28 protein-coding genes and 1 tRNA gene are annotated in these 24,177 nt (G+C 54.0%); 18 read left to right on the top strand and 11 right to left on the bottom strand.

Annotated features, from left to right (window positions below; translation table 11 throughout):
• Positions 1 to 139 precede the first annotated feature (139 nt).
• Genes AB1287_RS07590 through AB1287_RS07580 form a run of 3 tightly spaced genes read left to right on the top strand, consistent with a single transcriptional unit; the run spans position 140 to position 1,099 of the window.
• The gene (locus tag AB1287_RS07590) at positions 140 to 526 is read left to right on the top strand and encodes a hypothetical protein (RefSeq protein ID WP_312629737.1); all 387 of its coding nucleotides are present in this window, start codon (positions 140 to 142) and stop codon (positions 524 to 526) included.
• Between the two features lie 13 nt (positions 527 to 539).
• Positions 540 to 929, top strand: a complete 390-nt coding sequence (locus tag AB1287_RS07585) for a hypothetical protein (RefSeq protein WP_312629736.1) — start codon at positions 540 to 542, stop codon at positions 927 to 929.
• The gene (locus AB1287_RS07580) at positions 911 to 1,099 is read left to right on the top strand and encodes a YegP family protein (protein ID WP_312629735.1); all 189 of its coding nucleotides are present in this window, start codon (positions 911 to 913) and stop codon (positions 1,097 to 1,099) included. The genes AB1287_RS07585 and AB1287_RS07580 overlap by 19 nt, the downstream gene beginning before the upstream one ends.
• 62 nt (positions 1,100 to 1,161) lie before the next feature.
• On the opposite strand, the gene AB1287_RS07575 is transcribed toward AB1287_RS07580, so the two are convergent.
• On the bottom strand, positions 1,162 to 1,542 hold the full coding sequence (locus tag AB1287_RS07575) for a hypothetical protein (protein ID WP_435617407.1): 381 nt from the start codon (positions 1,540 to 1,542) through the stop codon (positions 1,162 to 1,164).
• Positions 1,543 to 1,725: 183 nt separating this feature from the next.
• Positions 1,726 to 2,460, bottom strand: coding sequence for an SDR family oxidoreductase (locus AB1287_RS07570; RefSeq protein ID WP_435617406.1), 735 nt, complete (start codon positions 2,458 to 2,460; stop codon positions 1,726 to 1,728).
• A gap of 107 nt (positions 2,461 to 2,567) precedes the next feature.
• Here AB1287_RS07570 and AB1287_RS07565 point away from each other — a divergent pair, with 107 nt between their 5' ends.
• Complete coding sequence (locus AB1287_RS07565) at positions 2,568 to 3,386, top strand: LysR family transcriptional regulator (RefSeq protein WP_435617405.1); 819 nt, start codon at positions 2,568 to 2,570, stop codon at positions 3,384 to 3,386.
• Here the strand turns inward: AB1287_RS07565 and AB1287_RS07560 are convergent, their stop codons facing one another.
• Positions 3,387 to 3,854, bottom strand: coding sequence for a nucleoside deaminase (locus AB1287_RS07560; RefSeq protein ID WP_435617404.1), 468 nt, complete (start codon positions 3,852 to 3,854; stop codon positions 3,387 to 3,389).
• A gap of 118 nt (positions 3,855 to 3,972) precedes the next feature.
• Here AB1287_RS07560 and cynR point away from each other — a divergent pair, with 118 nt between their 5' ends.
• Positions 3,973 to 4,893 carry a transcriptional regulator CynR gene (gene cynR / locus AB1287_RS07555; RefSeq protein ID WP_435617403.1) on the top strand — a complete coding sequence of 307 codons (921 nt, stop codon included), beginning with the start codon at positions 3,973 to 3,975 and terminating at the stop codon, positions 4,891 to 4,893.
• Between the two features lie 53 nt (positions 4,894 to 4,946).
• The gene (locus AB1287_RS07550) at positions 4,947 to 5,270 is read left to right on the top strand and encodes a putative quinol monooxygenase (protein WP_435617402.1); all 324 of its coding nucleotides are present in this window, start codon (positions 4,947 to 4,949) and stop codon (positions 5,268 to 5,270) included.
• Between the two features lie 63 nt (positions 5,271 to 5,333).
• On the opposite strand, the gene AB1287_RS07545 is transcribed toward AB1287_RS07550, so the two are convergent.
• Positions 5,334 to 5,975: an HD domain-containing protein gene (locus AB1287_RS07545; protein ID WP_312629727.1), complete on the bottom strand. Its 642-nt coding sequence runs from the start codon at positions 5,973 to 5,975 to the stop codon at positions 5,334 to 5,336.
• 110 nt (positions 5,976 to 6,085) lie between these two features.
• On the opposite strand from AB1287_RS07545, the gene AB1287_RS07540 reads away from it, so the two are divergent.
• Complete coding sequence (locus AB1287_RS07540; protein ID WP_312629726.1) at positions 6,086 to 7,054, top strand: GlxA family transcriptional regulator; 969 nt, start codon at positions 6,086 to 6,088, stop codon at positions 7,052 to 7,054.
• Between the two features lie 66 nt (positions 7,055 to 7,120).
• Here the strand turns inward: AB1287_RS07540 and AB1287_RS07535 are convergent.
• Positions 7,121 to 7,208: transfer RNA gene (locus AB1287_RS07535), tRNA-Ser, on the bottom strand.
• Between the two features lie 145 nt (positions 7,209 to 7,353).
• Entirely contained in the window at positions 7,354 to 8,982 is a 1,629-nt protein-coding gene (locus AB1287_RS07530) for an ABC transporter substrate-binding protein (RefSeq protein WP_435617401.1), read from the bottom strand.
• Positions 8,983 to 9,255: 273 nt separating this feature from the next.
• On the opposite strand from AB1287_RS07530, the gene yccA reads away from it, so the two are divergent.
• Both yccA and tusE read left to right on the top strand, forming a co-directional pair.
• A complete protein-coding gene (gene yccA, locus AB1287_RS07525) occupies positions 9,256 to 9,915 on the top strand; it encodes an FtsH protease modulator YccA (protein WP_435617400.1) in 660 nt (219 codons plus the stop codon).
• A gap of 89 nt (positions 9,916 to 10,004) precedes the next feature.
• Positions 10,005 to 10,334 carry a sulfurtransferase TusE gene (gene tusE / locus AB1287_RS07520; protein WP_435617399.1) on the top strand — a complete coding sequence of 110 codons (330 nt, stop codon included), beginning with the start codon at positions 10,005 to 10,007 and terminating at the stop codon, positions 10,332 to 10,334.
• On the opposite strand, the gene yccX is transcribed toward tusE, so the two are convergent.
• A complete protein-coding gene (gene yccX, locus AB1287_RS07515; RefSeq protein ID WP_435617398.1) occupies positions 10,331 to 10,612 on the bottom strand; it encodes an acylphosphatase in 282 nt (93 codons plus the stop codon). The two genes, tusE and yccX, sit on opposite strands and share 4 nt — an antisense overlap.
• A gap of 86 nt (positions 10,613 to 10,698) precedes the next feature.
• Here yccX and rlmI point away from each other — a divergent pair, with 86 nt between their 5' ends.
• Both rlmI and hspQ read left to right on the top strand, forming a co-directional pair.
• The gene (gene rlmI / locus AB1287_RS07510; protein WP_312628388.1) at positions 10,699 to 11,889 is read left to right on the top strand and encodes a 23S rRNA (cytosine(1962)-C(5))-methyltransferase RlmI; all 1,191 of its coding nucleotides are present in this window, start codon (positions 10,699 to 10,701) and stop codon (positions 11,887 to 11,889) included.
• Between the two features lie 63 nt (positions 11,890 to 11,952).
• Positions 11,953 to 12,270 (top strand): heat shock protein HspQ, encoded by a 318-nt coding sequence (gene hspQ / locus AB1287_RS07505; protein WP_312628393.1) that lies wholly within the window; start codon positions 11,953 to 11,955, stop codon positions 12,268 to 12,270.
• A gap of 31 nt (positions 12,271 to 12,301) precedes the next feature.
• Here hspQ and AB1287_RS07500 read toward each other — a convergent pair whose 3' ends face one another.
• Positions 12,302 to 12,715, bottom strand: coding sequence for a CoA-binding protein (locus tag AB1287_RS07500; protein ID WP_435617397.1), 414 nt, complete (start codon positions 12,713 to 12,715; stop codon positions 12,302 to 12,304).
• 168 nt (positions 12,716 to 12,883) lie between these two features.
• Here AB1287_RS07500 and AB1287_RS07495 point away from each other — a divergent pair, with 168 nt between their 5' ends.
• Complete coding sequence (locus AB1287_RS07495; RefSeq protein ID WP_435617396.1) at positions 12,884 to 13,546, top strand: curli synthesis inhibitor; 663 nt, start codon at positions 12,884 to 12,886, stop codon at positions 13,544 to 13,546.
• Positions 13,547 to 13,640: 94 nt separating this feature from the next.
• The gene (gene mgsA / locus AB1287_RS07490) at positions 13,641 to 14,099 is read left to right on the top strand and encodes a methylglyoxal synthase (RefSeq protein WP_312628385.1); all 459 of its coding nucleotides are present in this window, start codon (positions 13,641 to 13,643) and stop codon (positions 14,097 to 14,099) included.
• 28 nt (positions 14,100 to 14,127) lie between these two features.
• On the opposite strand, the gene helD is transcribed toward mgsA, so the two are convergent.
• A complete protein-coding gene (gene helD / locus AB1287_RS07485; protein WP_435617395.1) occupies positions 14,128 to 16,182 on the bottom strand; it encodes a DNA helicase IV in 2,055 nt (684 codons plus the stop codon).
• Positions 16,183 to 16,306: 124 nt separating this feature from the next.
• On the opposite strand from helD, the gene AB1287_RS07480 reads away from it, so the two are divergent.
• Positions 16,307 to 16,753 carry a YccF domain-containing protein gene (locus AB1287_RS07480; RefSeq protein ID WP_312628383.1) on the top strand — a complete coding sequence of 149 codons (447 nt, stop codon included), beginning with the start codon at positions 16,307 to 16,309 and terminating at the stop codon, positions 16,751 to 16,753.
• A gap of 17 nt (positions 16,754 to 16,770) precedes the next feature.
• A complete protein-coding gene (gene yccS, locus AB1287_RS07475; protein WP_435617394.1) occupies positions 16,771 to 18,906 on the top strand; it encodes a YccS family putative transporter in 2,136 nt (711 codons plus the stop codon).
• On the opposite strand, the gene AB1287_RS07470 is transcribed toward yccS, so the two are convergent.
• Complete coding sequence (locus AB1287_RS07470; RefSeq protein WP_435617393.1) at positions 18,887 to 19,516, bottom strand: TfoX/Sxy family DNA transformation protein; 630 nt, start codon at positions 19,514 to 19,516, stop codon at positions 18,887 to 18,889. The genes yccS and AB1287_RS07470 overlap by 20 nt on opposite strands.
• A 216-nt stretch (positions 19,517 to 19,732) precedes the next feature.
• On the opposite strand from AB1287_RS07470, the gene sulA reads away from it, so the two are divergent.
• Both sulA and ompA read left to right on the top strand, forming a co-directional pair.
• On the top strand, positions 19,733 to 20,233 hold the full coding sequence (gene sulA / locus AB1287_RS07465; RefSeq protein WP_435617392.1) for an SOS-induced cell division inhibitor SulA: 501 nt from the start codon (positions 19,733 to 19,735) through the stop codon (positions 20,231 to 20,233).
• A gap of 354 nt (positions 20,234 to 20,587) precedes the next feature.
• Positions 20,588 to 21,640, top strand: coding sequence for a porin OmpA (gene ompA, locus AB1287_RS07460; protein WP_312628377.1), 1,053 nt, complete (start codon positions 20,588 to 20,590; stop codon positions 21,638 to 21,640).
• Positions 21,641 to 21,775: 135 nt separating this feature from the next.
• Here the strand turns inward: ompA and matP are convergent, their stop codons facing one another.
• A complete protein-coding gene (gene matP, locus AB1287_RS07455) occupies positions 21,776 to 22,228 on the bottom strand; it encodes a macrodomain Ter protein MatP (protein ID WP_312628376.1) in 453 nt (150 codons plus the stop codon).
• A gap of 184 nt (positions 22,229 to 22,412) precedes the next feature.
• Between matP and AB1287_RS07450 the strand changes: the two genes are divergently transcribed.
• Positions 22,413 to 24,170 carry an AAA family ATPase gene (locus AB1287_RS07450; protein WP_435617391.1) on the top strand — a complete coding sequence of 586 codons (1,758 nt, stop codon included), beginning with the start codon at positions 22,413 to 22,415 and terminating at the stop codon, positions 24,168 to 24,170.
• The last annotated feature ends 7 nt before the right edge of the window (positions 24,171 to 24,177 follow it).

The raw sequence follows: 24,177 nt of genomic DNA, 5'->3' as shown, positions 1-24,177 counted from the left end.
CCCTCATGCGTTAATGAACGGCATTAATTGTGACAGATTGATGACAATTTTCCGGGAAGCCGCCAACAAACGGCGCAATTTCCCCTTTGTATAAGAAAAAGACCTTATACTACGCAGATCGGACGGCAGGAGTTTCCCTATGAAATCAGACGTAACCTACGAATTTCACCACTTTGGTATCCCGTTACAGGACGGCAAAACGGAAGGCGTGTACAGTGAAAAAGCGGGCATGTACACCGTCGATAATCCCGGAAAATTTCGCGTTCAGTGGCATCGTTTCACAGACGACTCTCCCCTGCATCCGCTGTTGAAAACCGTGCCGCACGTGGCGCTAAAGGTAAATAATCTGGCCCGCGCCATTGAAGGTGAAGAGGTGATTCTCGGCCCTTACGAGCCCATCGATGACTATTTTGTGGCGGTGATCAACGACAACGGCGCTCCCGTCGAACTGATCCAGACCACGCTCAGCGACGACGAACTTTGGGGCCGGGCGCGGGACGGCCAGGGCAGCCTTTACCGTAAATGATGGCTGATGCTCTATGAACGTTCTTCGTCATCTTTTTAAAAAGTTAGCGTCACTACGCGCCCTCTTCCGGCCCCGGCGGCTGCTGGCAATCCTGACGCTGATACCTGGCGACAAAAGAGGCGGTTTCCGGGGATACGAAGATTCTGGCGCTGGTGAATTCGGACAAAAATCTCAGCAAAATCAGGCGCGCTCAGCCGGATATTATCTTTTCGCTGCAGACGCTTGCCAGCGAAATGCAGCCGCGAAAGCTGAGCGGGGAAAAAATGGAGACGGGAAACCTGATGGAATTGCTGTTTCAGGACGGCCATTGAAGCATAACTGGCATCGCTGGCGTGAAGATCTATGCTTATACAAGCAGTTGGATATTCAACCAAGGAGAAAGCGATGGGCTATTTCGAAATAAAGAAATCCGATAAAGAGTCTAAAGAACCGTACTACTTTGTGCTGAAAGCTGCCAACCATGAAGTGATTGCCCGCAGCGAAATGTACTCCACAAAAGCCGCGGCGCAAAAAGGCATTGCCTCAGTGCAAAAAAACGGGGCAACCACCGACGTGCGCGATAAAACGGTGTAACGTTACCGAAAAGCAAAAAGCCCGCATTCGCTGCGGGCTTTTTATTGTCAGGCTGACGAGATTTATTCCGTCACGCTTTTCTTCACATCTTCCGCACCGGCTTTGGTTTTATCCCAGGCTTTGGTGCTGCCTTCTTTCGTTGCGTTCCAGGCCTTTTCAGAACCCTGTTTGGTTTTATCCCACGCCTTTTCGCTGCCTTCTTTGGTGCGATTCCAGGCTTTCTCGCCGCTCTGCTTCATGTTGTCGGTAGCAGAACCGTCGCTGTGGGCTTTGTTGATCTGTTCCTGTGTGCGGTGTTCCGTTTGATGCAGTTTCTCTTTGGCAGTGTCTGCACCTGCGTGAGCCTGCTGCACCGTTTCGTCCGTGGCATGCTGAATTTCACCCTGTGCCATTGCACCGGTGGCGATAAACAGAAGGGACATAGCGATAGCTGTCTTTTTCATTGTGTATTCCTTTTATCTGAGTCCGGGATCCACTCTAGTTTTCGTCGCCGTCATTAACAACCCGATAATTCCTAATTGGATCAAGGCACTCGGAGATTGGGGAGAGTGAAAAGCGAGGAAAGCAGACTGGCAGGATAAAAATAAAGCGCCCCGCAGGGCGCTTATTGCCGTGCTGAAGCGAACTCAGGTGCCCTGACGGGTCGCGGCCAGTACAATCTCACGAATACAGACGTACTGCGGCTGGGAATAGGCATACTCAATCGCGTGAGCGATATCTTCCGGTGCCAGCACTTTGCCGCCCATATCCTGTTTCCAGGCCTGATAACCCGCTTTGATATCGTCACTGGTGGTATGGCTCAGCAGCTCGGTTTCCACAGCACCCGGGGCGATAACAACGACGCGGACGTTGTGCGGCGAAAGCTCTTCACGCAAATTTTCCGACATCCCGTGAACGGCAAATTTGGTACCGACATAAACGGTATGATTCGGGAAGGTCTTGCGGCCCGCTACGGAACTGATGTTGATAATGGTACCCGCTTTGCGCTCAATCATGCCGCTGGTCACGGCATGTACGCCGTTGAGCAGGCCTTTGACGTTCACGTCCAGCATCTGCTCCCACTCATTTGGGTTCTGCTGTTCGATGTTGCCAAGCAGCATCACACCGGCGTTGTTCACCAGTGCGTCCACCGGCCCAAACTTCGCTTCGGCCTTTTTCACCGCATCGGCAAACGCCTGACGATCGGTTACGTCCACCGCGCAGCACAGGGTATTTGGCAGGTTCAGCGCATCCATACTCTCCACGCGACGCGCCAGCAGCAGCAACGCGTGGCCACGGCTCGAGAGCAGTTTCGCCGTCGACAGACCGATGCCAGAACTTGCACCCGTAATCACAACCAAAGGTTTAGTCGCCGTACTCATAGATGTGCCTCATAAGTTTAATTTATCTTTAACGTCGAACTGCACTTTAAATCCTTTGCGATTTGGTGAAAAATGGTTTGTTTTTTTCACTGTCATAATAAAATTCTATGGATAAGCGTCAGCTCACTGCATTCATCCGCGTGTTTGAAGAACGTAACATCACCCGCGCGGCTCAACAGTTAAGTCTTACACAGCCTGCACTCTCTGCCACCATCAAGGCGCTGGAAGAGGACTTAAGCATCTCGTTGTTCATCCGCAAAAGTCGCGGCGTTGAGGTGACGGAAGACGCACGGGTGCTCTATCCGCACGCGCGGAGGATGATTGATGATATGTCCGGCCTGGTGTCGCGCTTTCGCAAACGGCAGGACAAACTGCCGCTGCATATCGGTATTGAGGAAGACATCGCCTCGTCGTTTTTGACCGACCTGCTGGCGAAGACCTCGGAAGATACCTCCGGCATGCTGCTGACGCTTCTGCCCGGCTGCACCGGCGATGTTCGCTTAGGCTGCGACAATTTGCGCTGTGAAGATGAGCTTTTCTTTCCGCTGTATGAAGAGAGCTACGTTCTGGCCTATCCTGCGGGGCATGCGGTCGGCCAGACGGAAGAGCTGCTGCCCGAAGAGCTGCATCATCAGACGTGGGTAATGGCGCCAGAGCATGAATCCCACCAGCGCTTCCTGCCGTTTTACGGTCATTCTGCTGACAAACCCGGCGCTCATGCGGGCAATTTCTCGCTGGCGCTGGATCTGGTGGAAGCCGGGTTTGGTATCACGATCGCGCCAGTTTGCCTTGTGGAATCGCGCTGCTCTCTGGCATCACGTCCGCTGCCGGGCTATCCGATGATGCGCCGGATCGGCATCTGCTATGCCGCCCAGTCGCTGGCTAACCCGGCGGTGGAGCAACTGCTCGACAGCCTGGGGAAATAGCTATTTCGCGTTCAGTTCTTGCCAGCGTTTGTAGACGTTAATGGCCTCAGGATCCGCCTGCTGCACCATCGGCAGGCGGCGCTCACCGATCGGTTTGGCAAATTCGCCGTAGAACGTTTCCAGCTCGAAGTATTTGCGGTCATCGCGGTAATAGCGAACGTACTCCTCACGGGTGGTCACGTAGACAACCTTGCGCGGGCTACAGTAGTAAAGCGCGCCCAGGCACATCGGGCATGGGCTCGCCAGGATGTAGATATCGCAGTCGCTCAGGTTTTCAGTGCCGAGCTTGCGGCAGGCTTCACGTACAGCGAGGATCTCCGCATGCGCCGTCGGGTCGTTGGTTTGCGCTACCTGGTTTGGGCTTTCAGCGACAATTTCTCCGTTGCGGGCTATCACCGTCGCAAACGGTCGACCGCCCTCTTCCACGTTTTTCATCGCCAGTTCAATCGTACGTTTCACAAAGTCCATCGTTGGCTCCTTCTCCGGGTTGCAGGATATGACCTTCATCAAAGCGTAACGGAGCCCATTGATAAGATAAAAGTCTAAATTATTATTAATCCTATAATTTAAACTTATGAGAAAGCTGATGATCCTGCGCTATATCCACTATTTTCTTGCCGTGGCCGAACGGGGCAGCTTCACCCGCGCGGCGGCATCGTTGTATGTCTCGCAGCCTGCGCTATCTCAGCAGATCAAGCTGCTGGAGCAGGCGCTCGGCGTACCGCTTTTTGACCGTACCGGACGCACGATCCGTCTCACGGATGCCGGCCTGGTGTTTCAGCAGCATGCCCGCCAGGCGCTTGCCGAACTGGAAGCAGGCGCGCGCGCCGTTCATAACGTCGACGACCTGAGTCGGGGCCATTTGCGCCTTGGCGTCACGCCAACTTATATCCCCTGGCTGGTCGGCCCGCTGCTGGCAGCCTTCTGGCAGCGTTACCCGGGCGTCACGCTCAGTCTCAGTGAAGCCACGCAGGAACAGACGGAGCAGCAGCTGGTTAACGATGAACTCGATATAGGTCTGGGATTTTCAGGCGAGCACGCGGCAGAACTTACCGCTACGCCTCTGCTTGAGGAATCACTTGTCGCGGTAGTAAGTAAAACGCACACGCTGGCAAAACGGCAGCGCATAACCCTTGAAAGGCTCTCTTCGGAACCGCTGGTGCTGCTCGATAAAAGCTTTGCTACGCGCGTCGACATCGACAGGCAATGTCGGAAGCGCGCCGTGAGCCTGAAAATTGCGATGGAAAGCAACACGCTCGGCGCCATTACGGAGATGATCCAACATGCACCTTTGGCGACCATTTTACCTGATACTCTGGTGCGCGCCTGTGATGCACTTGGTTCGTTATCGATTGAACCGCCTCTGGCTAAGCGTACTGGCGTTCTGCTGGCGCGCAGAACGCATCAGCATGCTGCCGCGGGCGCGCTGAGTCGCGTTCTCAATGACGTACTGAAGGCAATGGGCATCGACCCGACTGGAACAGCTGGCGATTCCGCACTACCCTGAATCAGTCCTCCTGGCCTCAGGCCAGATTTCCAGAAAGTCCTGAAGGAGCCTTCATGAGCGAAGTTAAGATTGTCGCCACCTTAACCCCTTTCCCGGAACATATCGAAACGGTCCGTCGAGCCGCCCGTGCGATGCTGAAACCCACCCATCAGGAGGCAGGCTGTCTGCAGTACGATTTGCATGAAAGTCGTGCCATCCCCGATGTCCGCGAGCTGGCGAATCAGGGAGCGATTTCCTTCGTGTTCATTGAACGCTGGAAGTCCGAGGACGATCTGAAAAAACACGTGGCTATGCCCTATCACGATGATTTTCTGGATATCCTTGACGGAAAACTGGAGAACATCAGCGTTCAGCGCCTAACTGCCCTGCCCGACTGATTGCTCACGCTTTCAAGGGGACAACACGGTCCCCTTTCTCGTTTGCCGGACCATTGCGGCTAATCAGCCTTGCCAGGCAGACTGCCGGATAACTGAGCAGAAATTCAGCGGCTGAAAATCTCGCTCCTTGTCCTTAATGACATCGGCCTTCACGTTACCAAAAGTCGTTTGCGGCTTGTGCTTAATCCCATTGTAAAACGCTTCGATGATCTCCTCTTTAAAGCGCGGAGAGCGCGGATGCTGCGCAGTGACGGCTTCACGCTCGCTTTCGCTGAAAGTCGCAAAACCCATGCCGAGCACGTCCATTTCTACTCCTGCCGTCAGCAGAGCAATTTCGGGAACCATAAACTCCGGGATTCCCGGCGTGGTGTGCAGGGCAATAGCCGTCCAGACTTTGGTCACCTCCTCCTCAGAGACGCCATGACTCTGTAAAAAATCTTTCGCGGCGTTCGCCCCGTCCACTTCAAAGCGTTTATCACAGCTGCAATATTCGTGCGTCAGGCCGACGTCGTGGAACATGCATCCCACGTAGAGCAGCTCCTTGTCCACCTTTAACCCACGCTGCTGTCCTGCGAGCGCGCCCCAGTAATAGACGCGGCTTGAGTGATGAAACAGCAGTTCGTTTTCAGTGTCGCGCACGAACTCTGTGGCTGCCTTTGCCAGCGGGCTGTCGGGGATCGCGATATTTTTCAGCGCAGAGGACATTTTCTTCTCCTGTTGATTGAGTCAGACCAGTGTAAATGGCAATCTGCATGTCATCATTAGTCTTATAAATACAAATAGAGACATTCCGATCAAAGAGGCCATGAAAAAGAGTGAAACGTACCATTGCGATACTTGCCGTGCCGGGCGTGCAGCTGCTGGACGTCTCCGGCCCGCTGGATGTGTTTGCCGAAGCCAATTCTTTGCTTCGCCGTGACGTGTATGAGCTGAAGATTGTGACGCTGGAGGCGGGCCCCGTGAGGGCCTCCTCAGGAATCGAAGTTGTGGGCCATCTCCGCCTGACTGAATGCGCGACATTCAGGCCAGATACGTTTCTTGTGGCGGGTATGCCTGATGCCGTGCGAAGAACCTTCAGCAATGAAATCTACGCAGACATCAAAAAACTCTGTGAGGCCAGCCGCCGGTTTGGCTCCATTTGTACAGGTGCATTTCTGCTGGCCCAGGCGGGCGTACTGACCAAGCGCACGGTGACGACGCACTGGTCATCTGCCGATGAACTGGCAAAAACCTGGCCGGATATTCGGGTGGATAAGGATGCTTTGTACGTGGCGGACGGCCCTGTCAGAACGGCGGCGGGCGTGACTTCCGGGATGGATCTGGCTTTGCGCCTGGTGGAGGAAGATTTGGGCAGGGAACCGGCGATGGAAATCGCCAGCAATCTGGTGATGTTTTTCCGACGCCCGGTCAACCAGAGCCATTATGTCCGGGGGCAAGAACTCTCCCTAAGCGGTCGCGAAGCGTTGCAGGAGCTTCAGCGCTGGGCGCTGACCCATCTCGGGAACATTCATTCCCTCAAGGACCTGGCCGATCATATCGGACTCAGCACCCGTCACCTTAATCGACTTTTTCGGGAACAGCTGGACGAGCGTCCAGGCGAATGGCTGGAAGCCTGCCGCATTAAGCGGGTCAGAGAGATGCTGGAAAGTTCGGATGCGCCGCTGAAAACAATCGCCGGTGCGGTAGGCTACAGCAGCGCGGACAGCCTGCGCCGGGCCTTTATCCGACACATGGGCATGACGCCGCCGATGTACCGCAAACTTCACCTGCGTAGCGTTTACTGACGCGTGCGTTGTCAAATTCGGTACAAAGAAAAACCCCAGCTCATCACTGAGCTGGGGTTTCATGTTTGGCGGAAGCGTAGAGATTCGAACTCTAGAACCCTTTCGGGTCGCCGGTTTTCAAGACCGGTGCCTTCAACCGCTCGGCCACGCTTCCTAAGTGAGGCGTACTTTAAACATCAGAAGGCATCCTGTAAACCCCCACCTCGTTCGTTTGCCTGAAAAACAGTCAAATTGTGTTTAATTGGCTTAAATTACAACGCATTGACCAGTATTTCAGCATTTTTACCCGAAAAAATTGCTCAATGCTTTTTGATAAACATATCTTTGGTGTAGTAGAACCCGAGCTTATCCGGCGTGAAGCCACCAACCCAGGGTTTCACCAGGTGGGTACGCACATAGTGATAAACCGGTATAGCCGGAACGTCCTGTGCAAGAATATCTTCCGCTTTCTGGTAGTACTCGCCTCGCTTTGCCACATCCGTTGCTTTAGCCGCATCCACCAGCATCTGGTCAAAGGTCGTGTTGCTGTATTTGCTGGTGTTTTCGCTGTCGCCGGTACGGAAGTTGTTCAGGAAGGTTGAAGCATCATCGTAGTCGGCAATCCAGGCATAGCGCACGACGTCAAAGTTACCGGTATGCATGGAGTCCAGCATGGTTTTCCATTCCTGATTTTGCAGCTTCACTTCCACGCCCAGATTTTTCTTCCACATCGAACTGGCGGCAATCGCAATGCGCTGATGAGATTCAGAGGTGTTGTAGAGCAGGTTGAAAGAGAGCGGATGATTTTCGCCAAATCCGGCTTCCGCCAGCAGCTTTTTCGCCTCGGCGATGCGCTTTTCACGCGGCCAGCTGGCGTAGTCAGGATTTTTCAGACTGACGCCGCCGATTTCCGGCTGGCTGATTAACCAGGCCGGGCGCTGCCCCTGCCCCAGCACTTTATCAGCGATGATGTCTTTATCCAGCGCCATATTCAGCGCACGACGCACGCGCGCGTCGTTAAACGGTGCTTTGGTCGTATTGAACTGATAGTAGTAGGTGGCAAGCTGCGGCGAAACGTCCAACTGGCTGCCCATAGTCTTTTTCAGCTGCGCAAACTGGTTAATCGGAACCGTATAGACAATATCGATCTCCCCTGCCTTATAGCGATTCACATCCGCCGCTTCAGAGGCAATCGGCAGATAGGTCACTTTATTAATCACCGTATGTTCATTATCCCAGTACTTCGGATTACGTTCTGCAACGATACGTTCATTCACCACCCATTGCGTCGGCTTGTATGCGCCGCTCGTGACAATGTGCTGCGGCTGAGTCCACTTATCGCCAAAGCGCTGCACCAGTACCGGATCGACAGGAACCATCACATAATGATCGAGCATAGAAAGAAACGCGGCATTCGGCTGGGAAAGCGTGACCTGTAGCGTGCTGTCATCCAGGGCTTTTACACCCAATGCGTCGGGCGATTTTTTACCAAGGGCAATGTCTCCAGCATTCACGATATGCATATTGCCCGGATAGCTGGCATACGGTGAGACAGTTTTGGGATCAACCAGACGCTGCCAGCTCCAGACCACATCCTGTGCGGTGATCGCGGTTCCGTCAGACCAGGTAATGCCCGGGCGCAGGTGGAAAGTCCAGACCGTATTGTCTTTCTCCTCCCACTTTTCCGCCAGGCGCGGTTCTATCGAGCCATCGGCACGCACCGCCACCAGCCCGTCGAAGATGTCTCTGATAATATTGCCCTCGACATCACTTTCCACCTTATGTGGGTCAAGCGTGGCAGGCTCGCTACCGTTATTCCTGACCAGTTCCTGTTTATCCGCAAGCGTTGTACCTTCCGGCACCTGCGCCGCCCAGCTCAGGGAAGTGGCGCCGAGCAGTCCAGCCAGGAGCAGCACCTGCGTAATAGGGTTGTGCTTTTGTGGTTTCATATCCTTTGCCTTATTGATTTCATTATGGGTGACACCGTTTCCAGTGTTAGCGGTGGTTTCGCAATAAGGCAATATTTTTCAGTAACCTATAAGATGTCGATCTGGTTAACGGCAAAAAAGCAACGAACGTGCTGTTATGGATTTCATCGCCGATATTTTCTTCTACCGGGCAGGGAAAACAGGTCGGTAAAGATGGGTAAAAGCACTAGAGCTTTGGACTTTGTTTACTTATTCTCAGCAGTTATGACAACTGTCTATAAAGAGAGTGACACTATGGATCGTATTATTACCTCGCCGCGCGATCGTTCATCGCTACTTAGCACACACAAAGTCCTGCGTAATACCTATTTTCTGCTGAGCCTGACGCTGGCGTTTTCCGCTATCACGGCGACGGCAAGTACCGTTCTGATGCTGCCTTCTCCGGGCCTTATCCTGACGCTGGTCGGCATGTACGGCCTGATGTTCCTGACCTATAAAACGGCAGACAAACCTGTGGGTATTTTGTCTGCGTTCGCTTTCACCGGCTTCCTCGGTTATATCCTCGGCCCAATGCTGAACGCTTATATCTCTGCAGGTATGGGTGATGTGATCGGCATGGCGCTCGGTGGAACCGCGCTGGTGTTCTTCTGCTGCTCCGCCTACGTGCTGACCACCCGCAAAGATATGTCCTTCCTCGGCGGTATGCTGATGGCAGGGATCGTGGTTGTACTGATCGGTATGGTTGCCAACATCTTCCTGCAGCTGCCGGCGCTGCATCTGGCGATCAGCGCAGTGTTTATCCTGATTTCCTCAGGTGCCATTCTGTATGAAACCAGCAACATCATTCACGGTGGCGAAACCAACTATATTCGCGCCACCGTCAGCCTGTACGTGTCGCTGTACAACATCTTTGTCAGCCTGCTGAGCATTCTCGGCTTCGCCAGCAGAGACTAAGACGATTTATGCGTTACCCGGGCCCCGCTTATGCGGGGCTTTGTTTTTTGCTACACTGCGGCGGTTTCTGAAGATGGTTATGAAAAACTATGTTGAATTTTGACGATAAAGAGATCGAGACCGATAACGACGGTTATCTGAAAGAGAGCTGCCAGTGGAGCGAAGGCCTGGCGGAAGTGATTGCCGCAAAAGAGGACATTACCCTCTCGCCAGAGCACTGGGAAGTGGTGCGCTTTGTGCGCGAGTTTTACCTCGAATTCAATACTTCGCCTGCCATCCGTATGCTGGTCAAAGCGATGGCCAATAAATTCGGTGAAGAGAAAGGCAACAGCCGCTACCTGTATCGCTTATTTCCGAAAGGCCCGGCAAAGCAGGCCACAAAAATCGCTGGCCTGCCAAAACCGGTGAAGTGCATTTAATAGCGGATCTCAAAGTCGGTCCATGTTTTCCCGGGCTGGTGTGGTTCAGCCAGAACCTTATCCACCCGGGCGCTGCGCGGCCCGCCCGCTTTAAGCCAGGCGATTAGCTGTTCCACCTTTTCCGTTTCCCCGCACGCCAGCACTTCCACACTGCCGTCATCCAGATTTTTGGCATACCCGGTTAGCCCGAGCTTTAACGCTTCACGCTGGGTGCTATAGCGAAACCCGACGCCCTGCACCAGGCCGTGAACCCATGCAATCATGCATACCTGCGCCATACCTGTTCTCCCGGTTAGTCGTTGCATTTCCCCGCTGACGTGGGAAAATGGCGCCCATTTTCTTTGAATCAACAGAATAGCAAATTATGAGCGTACGTTTAGTGTTAGCCAAAGGCCGCGAAAAATCCTTACTTCGCCGCCACCCGTGGATCTTCTCTGGCGCCGTCGCGCGCATGGAAGGCAAAGCCTCTTCCGGTGAAACCATTGATATTGTTGACCATCAGGGGAAGTGGTTGGCCCGCGGCGCGTACTCTCCATCCTCACAAATTCGCGCGCGCGTCTGGACGTTCGATAAAAACGAAACCATCGATATCGCTTTCTTCGAGCGCCGTCTGCAGCAGGCACAAACCTGGCGTGACTGGCTGGCGAAGAAAGATGGCCTCGACAGCTATCGTCTGATCGCCGGTGAATCTGACGGTCTGCCTGGCGTGACCATCGACCGCTTCGGCAACTTCCTCGTACTACAGCTGCTCAGCGCTGGCGCAGAGTACCAACGTGCTGCGTTAATCAGCGCTCTGCAAACGCTCTACCCGGATTGCGCGATTTACGACCGCAGCGACGTCGCGGTACGGAAAAAAGAGGGAATGGAGCTGACCCAAGGGCCAGTAACCGGTGAAATCCCACCTGCCCTGCTGCCGATTGAAGAGCACGGTATGAAGCTGCTGGTGGATATTCAGAACGGTCACAAGACCGGTTATTACCTCGATCAGCGCGACAGCCGCCTGGCGACCCGCCGCTATGTGGCAGACAAGCGCGTCCTGAACTGCTTCTCTTATACCGGCGGTTTTGCCGTCTCCGCGCTGATGGGCGGCTGCCGTCAGGTGATCAGCGTCGATACCTCACAGGAGGCACTGGATGTGGCGAAACAGAACGTCGAACTCAACAAGCTCGATCTGAATAAAGCCGATTTCGTGCGTGACGACGTATTTAAGCTGCTGCGCAGATACCGCGATGAAGGCGAGAAGTTTGACGTGATCGTGATGGATCCGCCGAAGTTCGTCGAAAACAAGAATCAGCTGATGGGCGCCTGCCGCGGTTATAAAGACATCAATATGCTGGCAATGCAGCTGCTGAACCCAGGCGGCGTGCTGATGACCTACTCCTGCTCAGGCCTGATGACCACGGATTTATTCCAGAAAATCATCGCCGATGCCGCCGTAGACGCCGGGCGTGATGTACAATTTATAGAACAGTTCCGTCAGGCAGCCGATCACCCGGTGATTGCAACCTACCCGGAAGGGCTGTATCTGAAAGGGTTTGCCTGTCGCGTCATGTAAGTTGAAAAGTGAAACATTGCCCGCATATTTATTGTCAGTAATGTTTCCCGGGAGGTGACTATGATGATTGCCAGCAAATTCGGTATCGGCCAGCAGGTCCGGCATTCCCTGTTAGGGTATCTGGGCGTGGTGGTGGATATCGACCCGGAATATTCGCTGGAGGATCCGGCGGAAGACGAGGTGGCAGTAAACGATGAACTGCGCGCGTCGCCGTGGTATCACGTGGTGATGGAAGATGATGACGGTCAGCCCGTCCATACCTACCTCGCCGAGGCGCAGCTAAAAAGCGAAGCCTCCGACGAACATCCGGAACAACCTTCAATGGACGAACTGGCCCAGTCCATTCGCCAACAGCTTCAGGCGCCACGCCTGCGGAACTGATCAAAAAACCCCGCGCCTGCGGGGTTTTCTCTTATTTAGCAAGTCCGAGCCTTGGGATTTCAATCGCCGGGCATCTGTCCATTACGACGTTTAATCCCGCTTCGCCTGCCAGCACGGCGGCCTGTTCGTTAATCACCCCAAGCTGCAGCCACAGGGTTTTCGCCCCAATGGCGATGGCTTCCTGGGCAACGCTCCATGCGGCTTCGGAATTGCGGAATACGTCAACCATATCCACCTTCTCCGGTACGTCCGCAAGGGTGCCATAGCCCTGCTGACCGAGCAGCGTTTTCCCTGCTACCTTCGGCGATACCGGAATCACGTGATACCCCTGATCCAACAGATATTTCATTACCCGGTAGCTTGGGCGATCGGGCTTATCGCTGGCCCCTACCAGTGCGATGGTGCGGGTTTGCTTTAAAATGCCTGCTATATCGTTCTCTTTCATTCTGTCCTCCGGGCAATTTTGCAAAGTGTACGACAATCCAGGCACGTCAGCCATTCAGTCATACCAGAGTATGAGGGCAGAATCGTGGTTTATGTCTATATGTTAATGAAAATCACTTTCGTAAAGTTTTGATACACTCTAAGGGCGGGTCCTTTCAGGAGAGCGGGAATGAAAGCAGGATGGGTCGTGGTGTGTCTGTTACTTCTGATGCCTGGCAGCGTTTTCGCCACAACGTTGCGGCTTTCTGGCGACATCAATTTGCTGGTACTGGACGGTAAGAAAGTCTCGAGCCTGCTGCTGCGTGGCGCGGAAAGCCTTGAAGTGGATAATGGGCCACACCAGGTCGTGTTCCGGGTTGAGAAAATGATTATTCTGCCAGACCAGAATCGACAGCTTTACGTTTCACCGCCGCTTATCGCAAACTTTAATTCCCAGCTTATAGGTCAGATCAACTTCAGCCTGCCAAGACTCGAAACGCTGGAGGACACTCAGGCTTTCACCGACACCCCGCACGTCAGCCTGCTGGACGGCAATGCGATGCCGATCCCGGTCAAACTCGATATCCTTGCGATTACTCAGGCCGGTAGCGACATTGATTATGAGAAGGCCACCACCGCCTGGAACCTCGCCAACAAGCAAACCTCCAGCACTCAGTTCAGCGCAGCCGTGCCAGACGACAGCACGCTGCTGTCGAAAACCAACGAACTGGATAACCCGGCCTTACAGTCGCAAACGCTGACCGAACAGCGGCTGAAATACTGGTTCCAGCTGGCCGATCCGCAAACCCGCCATCGTTTTCTGGAGTGGGCAAAATCGCAACCCTCCTCCTGATATCATGACCCAGCACAGGAAAAAGTATCGTTAGCGCTTGCAGCCATAGTCACTTTCAGTAATCTGTCCGCATCTTGATGATGGGGAAATGATTATGGAACAGACAACCCGCACCCTGCCGGGCCGCAAGCACATCGCCCTGGTGGCGCACGATCACTGCAAACAGATGCTGAAGGCCTGGGTTGAGCGTCATCAGCCGCTGCTGGCTCAGCACGTTCTGTATGGTACAGGCACCACCGGTAATCTGGTGCAGCGCGCAACCGGTCTTGAAGTGAACGCCATGCTGAGCGGCCCAATGGGCGGCGATCAGCAGGTTGGCGCGATGATCGCCGAAGGCAAAATCGACGTGCTCATTTTCTTCTGGGATCCGCTGAATGCGGTGCCGCACGATCCTGACGTTAAAGCCCTTTTGCGTCTGGCAACCGTGTGGAATATTCCAGTGGCGACCAACGTGGCGACGGCGGATTTCATTATTCAGTCACCCAACTTCAACGCGCCGGTAGATATCCAGATACCTGATTACCAGCGCTATCTGGCTGAACGCCTGAAATAACAAAAATCCCCTCAACGAGGGGATTTTTTCAGGGTTTACGCGCCACCGGCACATCCAGATATTTCAGCGCATCAACAAACACCGAAGGCTGCTGCTTATTAAACATCAGCCAGACGCGTTCACGCGCACGGGTCATTGCCACATACAGCAAACGCCGCTCTTCCGCATCGGGGAAATCCTCCGGCTGCGGCAGCAATGCCTGCTCCATGATCGATTCCCGCGCGGGAGCCGGAAACGCATCCTGCCCCTCCTGCAATCCGAGAACAATCGCATAATCTGCCTGCTGACCTTTGCTGGCATGAATGGTCATAAAATCTATCGTAAGCTTCGGCCAGCGCGTCGCCGCTTTGTCGAGCGCCGATGGCTTCAGGTGATGGTATCGCGCCATCACCAAAATTCTCTGCTCCGGTTTGGCGTAACCGCTCAGCTTGTCGAGCAAGGCATCAAGCTGGTCGTCCGGCAGCAGCGTTACCGCTTTTTTATCCCCGGCAGTGAGGCTGTTAAGCGGTTTTCGCAGCTGATGCGGATTTTGTTGAATGAAGCTGTTGGCAACTTCGCCAATACGCCCATTGAAGCGGTAGGTGGTGTCCAGTGCACAGCTGTCTCCTTCACCGAAGGTCTCACTAAAGGCCGTAGTCAGCGAGAGCTGCGCCCCGCTGAAGCGGTATATCGCCTGCCAGTCATCGCCGACGGCGAACAACGTGGTGTGAGAATTCTGTTTGCGCAGCGCCGCCAGTAAAGCAGCACGCTGCGGTGATATATCCTGAAATTCATCAACCAGAATGTGCTTCCATGGGCTGACAAAACGCCCTTTTTCCAGGATGTTGATCGCCTGATGGATAAGCCCGGAGAAATCGACAGCCCCTTCCTCTTTTAAGGCCGTTTTCCAGGCCTTCAGCAGAGGTGCCATCAGCTTGACTCGTTTGCCAAACAGCTCTCGGATCTCGTCAGGAGCGCTGTCGATCATTTCGGCCTGGGAGCCACCGTGCGAGCGCATCAGGCTCACCCAGCGATCGAGACGGCTGCCCATCCGGCGAAGGATCTTCGGATCGTGCCAGTAATCCCCCTCCGGCACCTCCCACTCCATCTCTTCCTCCAGCCATTGTCGCCAGCCCTTGGCCTGAGCCTTTTTCTCCTGACACTGCTGCTGCCAGCAGTCGGTGAACAGCTTCTGCCGGGCCTGGGTGTCATTTTCCAGCTGGCTTATCACCGGCACTTTCTTGCTGCCCTGCTGAATGATGTAGAGCGCCAACGCATGGAACGTTTTTGCGCTAATGTCTTCAGTATTGAGCCGCTCCCGGATGCGGTCGTCCATCTCCTGCGCCGCTTTGCGGCCAAACGCCAGAAGCAATATCTGTTCAGCTGCGGCTTCCCCCCGCATCAAAAGCCATCCGGCTCTGGCCACCAGCACTGAGGTTTTGCCACTTCCCGCACCAGCCAGCACCAGCAATGAACGTTCACCGTTGACCACGGCTCTGGCCTGCGCGTCGTTGAGCGGGGAGGATTCGATATTTTTAAAGAAAGCGGAATAGTGCTCGAGCATCATCTCAGTGAAATGCTGGTTGTGTTGAAGACGACTGGCATCCCGGTCTTTCAGCCATGCCTGACACTGCCGCCAGAGTTCACGACAGTTGTCGAAACTCTCGAGTCGACTGACGGGCACCGGAAGCGCTTCCAGCGCCTGGTGAATTTTTTGCCGCACCTGCGCCACTGCCTCGCGAGTGAGCCATTTACCCTGAGCATCAGAGTTGGCAATGAGCGTCAGCTGCCGCGAAAGTACTTCAGCGGCGATAGCGCTCATCTCATCACTCCACTGCTGCCAGCGGGTTTGCAGATGATGGTGAAAACGCTGCGTGTCTGCCCATTCAGTGCCGTGCAGGCGCACGACCTTGTTTTCAGGCAGAACAAACTCCAGCTCGCCCCAGACCAGACCTCGTTTACAGTGGATCGCCGTCAGCTGATTGAAGGGGATCAGGTACTCATGGCGGTCCCCGGAAACCTTTACGCCCGCATTAAGGAGTTCAACCCTGTCATAAGGGTGCTGCGCCATTCGCTTGCCGAGGGCGGTTGCTTTTAGTTCCATGTCTTGCCAAATCCCGGATTTAGACTTATCTCTGACAGTGTAACTGCCAGATTCCAGGTGCTCCAGCGCTAAAAAACGTTACAATCGTCAGGTCTTTCTTTTCACAGGACTGAACAGAGGTCATATGCGCACCGTTCTGAATATTTTGAATTTTGTGTTGGGTGGGTTCGCCACCACGTTAGGCTGGCTGCTTGCGACGGTTGTCAGCATCATACTGGTTATCACTTTGCCGCTGACCCGCTCCTGCTGGGAAATCACTAAGCTGTCGCTGCTGCCATTTGGCAACGAAGCCGTACATGTTGATGAACTGAACCCGAATGATAAAAGCAACCTGCTGAATACTGGCGGTACCGTGCTGAATATTCTTTGGTTCGTTCTGTTCGGCTGGTGGCTATGCCTGACGCATATCGTGGCCGGTATTGCGCAGTGCATCACCATCATCGGCATTCCCGTGGGGATCGCCAACTTCAAGATTGCCGCCATCGCTCTTTGGCCCGTTGGCCGTCGCGTGGTGTCTGTTGAGACCGCTCGTGCAGCACGTGAAGCCAACGCGCGCCGCCGATTCCAGTGACCAGGGCCCGTCATCGCATGCTGAGCCCTTTATTACGTCGTTACACCTGGAACAGCGCCTGGCTGTATAACGCCCGCATTTTTATTGCCCTGTGCGGCACAGTAGCCCTGCCATGGTGGCTCGGTGAGGTGAAGCTTACCATCCCGTTAACGCTTGGCGTGGTCGCTGCCGCCCTGGCCGATCTGGATGACAGGTTGGCCGGGCGACTGCGCAATCTGGTGATTACGCTTATCTGTTTCTTTATTGCATCCGCTTCCGTTGAACTGCTGTTTCCCTGGCCCTGGGCCTTTGCGCTGGGACTCACACTGTCGACCAGCGGGTTTATTTTGCTGGGCGGCCTTGGGCAGCGCTACGCCACAATCGCGTTTGGCGCTCTCCTGATAGCCATCTACACCATGCTCGGTGTGTCGCTTTACGAGCACTGGTATCAGCAGCCTTTACTGCTGATCGCGGGGGCCGTGTGGTACAACCTGCTGACGCTTACCGGCCATCTCATTTTTCCCATTCGCCCATTGCAGGATAACCTCGCCCGCAGTTATGAACAGCTGGCTCACTACCTGGAACTGAAATCCCGCCTCTTCGACCCGGACATTGAGCATGATGCTCAGGCACCTCTGGTGGAACTGGCTATGGCAAACGGACAGCTAGTCGCGACGCTGAATCAAACCAAAGCGTCGTTACTGACGCGTCTTCGTGGCGATCGTGGGCAGCGCGGCACCCGCCGCACGCTGCATTACTATTTTGTGGCCCAGGATATCCACGAACGCGCCAGCTCGTCGCACGTGCAGTATCAGCCCCTGCGCGACAGCTTCCGCTACAGCGATGTGATGTTTCGCTTCCAGCGCTTGCTTTCAATGCAGGCGCAGGCCTGCCAGCAGCTTTCCCGCTCGATTCTGTTGCGTACGCCCTACCAGCACGACTCCCGTTTCGAGCGCGCATTTGCGCACCTGGACGCCGCACTGGAACGTGTGAGCACGACTGGCGCGGCAAAAGAGCAAATGAACGCCCTTGGCTTCTTGCTGAATAATCTTCGGGCCATCGATGCCCAACTCGCCACGATCGAATCAGAACAGCAGATGGCGCTGCCTGAGAGTGAAACGGAAACTCAGCTGTCGGACGATCGTCTGCACGGGATGAGCGACGTCTGGCTACGCCTGAGTCGGAATTTGTCACCGGAGTCAGCCCTTTTTCGTCACGCGGTTCGCATGTCTCTGGTCCTCTGTGCGGGCTACGCATTTATCCAGTTTACCGGGCTGGATCACGGCTACTGGATCCTGCTTACAAGCCTGTTTGTGTGCCAGCCAAACTACAATGCCACGCGACACCGCCTCGCACTTCGCGTCATTGGTACATTAATTGGAGTGGCGATCGGTTTGCCAATCCTGATACTGGTGCCCTCCGTGGAAGGACAACTGTTGCTTATCGTGCTTACTGGCGTGCTCTTTTTCGCTTTCCGAAACGTTCAGTACGCACACGCCACAATGTTTATCACGCTGCTGGTTCTGCTGTGTTTCAACCTGCTTGGTGAGGGATTTGAAGTAGCGTTACCACGCATCATTGATACGCTTATCGGCTGTGGTATCGCCTGGGCTGCCGTCAGTTTTATCTGGCCTGACTGGAAGTTTCGTAATCTGCCGACGGTCATGGCAAGAGCGGTCGATGCCAACTGCCGCTATCTGGATGCGATCCTTGAGCAATATCATCAAGGACGGGACAACCGTCTGGCTTATCGAATTGCTCGTCGTGACGCACATAACAGAGATGCGGAGCTGGCTTCGGTGGTGTCCAACCTGTCAACGGAACCACGCGCTACGGCACAAATGCGCGAAACGGCCTTCCGCCTGCTCTGCCTGAACCACACCTTCACCAGCTATATTTCCGCGCTGGGGGCACATCGCGAAAAACTCAGTAACCCTGAAACGCTGCTGCTGCTTGATGATGCGGTCTGTTACGTTGACGATGCCTTCCACCATACTCCTTCTGATGAGCAGCGCGTTCAGGCTGCACTGACTGGGCTCATGGAACGGATACGCCATCTTGAGCCCGGTTCGGAGTCTAAAGAACCGCTGGTGCTGCAGCAAATTGGGCTGATGGTGAGCCTGTTGCCAGAATTTTGCCGGCTGCAGCAGCAGGTTACTCCTCCGTCAGCTTAGTTTTACTTTTATCCAGTAGCCTCTCCGCCAGTTCCTGGAGATGCTGACGGCGAAGCAAGGGGATTCGTGTTGCGTGAATCCCCTGAATCGCGCCTTCAAGGGCGAAGAGGACATTAATGCTGAGATCTTTACGAATGCGGCGAAGGCGCAGCCAGGCCGCTACTGCCCCTAAAGCCTGGAGCATCTCCAGGTCCTGGACTCCGGCCTCCGAGAGCAAAAGTTCCAGCTGAAAAGTAATGTTGGGTGAATTCTTAAGCCGCCGTGGATCGCCGCGTCGTATTTTTTCGCTTTGCGCTCCTTGCAGTGACATCTCTGACATCTTCAAAAGCAATGATCGATCCCGCCAGAGGACTTCGTCTACCAGATAATAGTTGAGAGAGACAGGTCGGCCTCGCTTGTTGAGGGTCAAAAGCCGTCTTGAATTCGTTGTGTAATACCCAGTGGTTTGCTCGCAAGCCCTGAGATAAAGCTCCCCGTTAGAAACCATCGCAAACACAGTATCATCGATTGAAAGACTGTATCCCCCGAAAAGCGCGCGATGGCGAATAGTGCCCAAAGAGGCAAAGTACTCTTTACACTGATGGATCCGTTTATATGAGACTTTTCCCATGATTCTTCCTGTAATCAGGTAGTTAGATGAATGAGTTATGCTAACGGATCCGTTAATAATGAAAATAAGGAACTTCATTTCAGGGGGCAAGCGGTTATTTTCTAAGCCAGGCACTTCTGTGCAATTTTGCGAGGCGCTTTCAGAAAATGAGGTTGATCTTTAGTCCTGCACGGCGTACTGTATATCCATACAGTAACCCACAGGGCGGGATTCACTATGTACACTTCAGGCTATGTAAATCGTAAATCACTGGCGCCGGCAACAGCAACCGTCGGTCAACCGCAGCATAGTACCACTGGGCTTATCAGCGAAGTGCTGTATCGTGAGGATCAACCGATGATGACTCAATTACTGCTGCTGCCACTTTTGCAACAGCTCGGCCAGCAAGATCGCTGGCAACTGTGGCTCACGCCGCAGCAAAAGTTGAGTCGTCAGTGGGTTCAGGCATCCGGTTTACCGCTATCAAAAGTGATGCAGGTTAGCCAAATGTTGCCAGGCGCGACGCTGGAGTCGATGATTCGTGCCCTTCGTACAGGAAACTACAGCGTGGTCATCGGCTGGGTTGCAGAAGAACTCAGTGAAGAAGATCAGCGTCTGCTCGCAAGCGCAGCGGAGGAAGGGAATGCGATGGGCTTTGTTATGCGTCCTGTCAGGGCGACCTCTCAGCCCACCAGACAGTTTTCTGGCCTGAAAATTCACTCAAACTTGTATCATTAAGTAAATTTAAGATTTTTCCTGGCATTTTTTTTACTCGATCGGTAACCCGCTCTTTCGTGCGGGTTATTTTACGAAAATGCTTGTCTGGTGCGGTTCTCAGCATTTTATCCCGAACAAAAAATCAACATAAATGTTAAATATTGTGTATACAACTCTTTTTTTTTCATATGCCTGACGGAGTTCACACTTGTAAGTTTTCAAGTACGTTGTAGACTTTACATCGCCAGGGGTGATCGGCTTAAGCCACAGATTATGGCGTACTTATGATTAGGTCCCGCCCCCGGTGAAGGATTTAACCGTGAACTTCTAAATGGATATTCATGGCGATTTTTGGATGATAACGAGGCGCAAAAAATGAAAAAGACAGCTATCGCGATTGCAGTGGCACTGGCTGGCTTCGCTACCGTAGCGCAGGCCGCACCGAAAGATAACACCTGGTATGCAGGTGGTAAACTGGGTTGGTCCCAGTTCCACGATACCGGCTGGTATAACAGCTCCCTGAACAACAACGGTCCAACCCACGAAAGTCAGCTTGGCGCTGGTGCTTTCGGTGGTTACCAGGTAAACCCGTATGTTGGTTTCGAAATGGGTTATGACTGGCTGGGCCGTATGCCTTACAAAGGCGACGTTACCAACGGTGCATTCAAAGCTCAGGGCGTTCAGCTGACTGCTAAACTGGGTTACCCGGTAACCGACGATCTGGACGTTTACACCCGTCTGGGCGGCATGGTTTGGCGCGCTGACTCCAGCAACAACGTTGCTGGTGACAACCACGACACTGGCGTATCCCCAGTATTCGCTGGCGGTGTTGAGTGGGCAATGACCCGTGACATCGCAACCCGTCTGGAATACCAGTGGGTTAACAACATCGGCGACGCAGGCACAGTAGGCGTTCGTCCAGACAACGGCATGCTGAGCGTTGGTGTTTCTTACCGTTTCGGTCAGAACGACGTTGCTCCAGTTGTTGCTCCTGCTCCGGCTCCAGCTCCAGAAGTACAGACCAAGCACTTCACTCTGAAGTCTGACGTTCTGTTCAACTTCAACAAGTCTACCCTGAAACCAGAAGGTCAGCAGGCACTGGATCAGCTGTACTCCCAGCTGAGCAACCTGGATCCTAAAGACGGTTCCGTAGTAGTTCTGGGCTTCACCGACCGTATCGGTTCTGACGCTTATAACCAGAAACTGTCTGAGCAGCGTGCACAGTCTGTTGTCGATTACCTGATTTCTAAAGGTATCCCGGCTAACAAGATCTCCCCACGTGGTATGGGCGAAGCTAACCCAGTCACCGGTAACACCTGTGACAACGTGAAAGCTCGCGCTGCACTGATCGACTGCCTGGCACCAGATCGTCGCGTAGAGATCGAAGTTAAAGGCGTTAAAGACGTAGTAACTCAGCCAGCGGCTTAAGTTTAACGTCTAATAAAAAACCCCGCGCTGCGGGGTTTTTTTGTTTTTTGTGCCTGTTTGTAACATTGACGAGCACGGTCCAGCAATCTCAAACCCTGTCTATTTTTGTTCGCTTAACTGCTGACCTGGTTTGCTCTACTCTTTCCCTAACAGGGCCTGCAAATCCTGCTTCAGCGTTGTCATCTTGCTGGCGTACTTCTCTTTATTTTCCGCATCCTCAATCAGCTGAACGATCGTCTCTGAGAGTGTTTTGCCCCGACGCTGTGCAAGACCGGCCAGACGCTGCCAGACAATAAATTCAAGGTCGATAGATTTCTTACGGGTGTGCTGATGCTCCGCGTTAAAATGGCGTTTACGCCTGGCCCGGATCGTCTGCTTCATGCGGTTAAACAGAGCGGGATTCATATGCTGCTCAATCCAGTCATTCACCTGAACCGGCTCATTTTCTATCGTCAACAGGGCTTCTACTGCGTCCTGCGCCGCACTGGCCTCGATGTAACGAGTGATAAGCTCACCTTCCCGGTGCTTCTTCACCAGGTACTTCCATTTCCAGCCGCTTTCAAGATTTTCCAGTTGTTGATATTTCATTGCGATCCCAATGTGACCGTGTAACTCATTTCAGGATAACAGGTTTTTGCTGATGTGCTGAGAAGAAATCATCCTCAACGCGGGAGGCTAAGCACCCGATGAAACTGGCCTGTGAATCCCCGTGTGCGGACTGGCACCTTGAGGTATAATCCTCCGCTTTACATCTGACTAAAAAACAGCGACTTTGACGATTACAAAACTTTCACGGCGCGATGTGGCCCCGGACCTCGAGGCTTATCAGACGCTGTTTGCCCAGCCTGATTTGGCAACCGAAACCGATTCCTTACCCGGCGAACTGCAGGCCCGACTGCATTACGCGCTGGACCAGTTCCTCTATCCTCAGGCTATTTCCGACTTTCTGCTGGTTAAAGCCCCGGAAGAGCCGGAATATCTTGAACTTCTCGCCGAAGCCACACGCGAGCTGCGGAGTCGCTCCCCTGAGCTCAGCGGTGTTCAATATGAAGTAAACGGCAGCTCCGTGACGCTGACGCCCGCCACATCGCCTGAAGATAATTTTGCCAGCCATGGTCCGATTATTCAGGCCGACTGGGTTGAAGCCGAGCAGCTGTTTGGCTGCGTGCGCCAGTTTAACGGAAACATCACCCTGCAGCCCGGGCTTGTGCACCAGGCCAACGGCGGCGTGCTTGTCCTGTCACTTCGCAGCCTGCTTTCACAGCCACTGCTGTGGATGCGCCTGAAGAACATTGTTACCCACAAACGTTTTGACTGGCTGGCCTTTGATGATTCACGCCCCCTGCCCGTCTCAATTCCTTCCATGCCGCTTTCGCTCAAAGTGATGCTGGTCGGCGAGCGTGAGTCGCTGGCGGATTTTCAGGAGATGGAGCCGGAGCTGTGCGAAAAATCCATCTACAGTGAATATGAAGACACGCTGCAGGTAGTCGACGAAGAGACGCAAAAATTGTGGTGTCAGTGGGTCTGGCACATTGCCCGCGGCCTGAATTTACCTGGCCCTGACGCCAGAGCCTGGCCGCTGTTGATCCAGGAAGGCGCCCGTTATACAGGTGACCAGCAAACACTGCCGCTCTCTCCACTGTGGATTGGTCGCCAGCTTCGTGAGGCTGCGGCCTTCTGTGAAGGTGACCGCTTTAACGCAGAACAGCTGACGACAATGCTCAATCAGCGTCAATGGCGTGAAGGCTATCTCGCCGAGCGTATGCAGGACGAAATCCTGCTCGACCAGATTCTGATTGAAACCGAAGGCGAACAGATCGGCCAGATCAACGCGCTCTCCGTGATTGAATTCCCAGGACATCCACGCGCATTCGGGGAGCCGTCACGTATCAGCTGCGTAGTGCACGTGGGTGACGGCGAGTTCACGGATATCGAACGTAAAGCTGAGCTTGGCGGCAACATACACGCCAAAGGCATGATGATCATGCAAGCATTTTTGATGTCTGAGCTGGGCCTCGATCAGCAAATCCCCTTCTCAGCGTCGCTGACGTTTGAGCAGTCCTACAGCGAAGTGGATGGTGACAGCGCCTCAATGGCGGAATTATGTGCCCTGATAAGCGCGCTGGCTAACGTGCCGGTTAGTCAGAGCCTGGCGATTACCGGCTCCGTAGATCAGTTCGGGCGGGCGCAGCCTGTCGGTGGACTCAATGAAAAAATCGAAGGATTCTTCGCCATCTGCCAGCAGCGTGGTTTAACCGGTAAGCAGGGTGTGATTATTCCTTCTGCCAACGTGCGTCATCTCAGCCTGGCACAGGATGTCCAGCAGGCTATAGAAGCTGGCGAATTCTCCCTGTGGGCCATCGACGATGTGACCGATGCGCTTCCTTTACTTACGCAATTAATTTGGGATGGCGAAGGCCAGACAACGCTCCTGCAAACCATTCATGAGCGTATTTCTCAGGCAAATCAGCAAGATACCCGACATCGCCCGTGGGCACTGCGCTGGTTAAACTGGTTCAATGCAAACTGATCGGACT

The sequence above is a fragment of the Scandinavium sp. UTDF21-P1B genome, assembly GCF_040750395.1.
Taxonomy (GTDB): Bacteria; Pseudomonadota; Gammaproteobacteria; order Enterobacterales; family Enterobacteriaceae; genus Scandinavium.
This window is presented reverse-complemented; position numbering and strand designations above follow the sequence as displayed.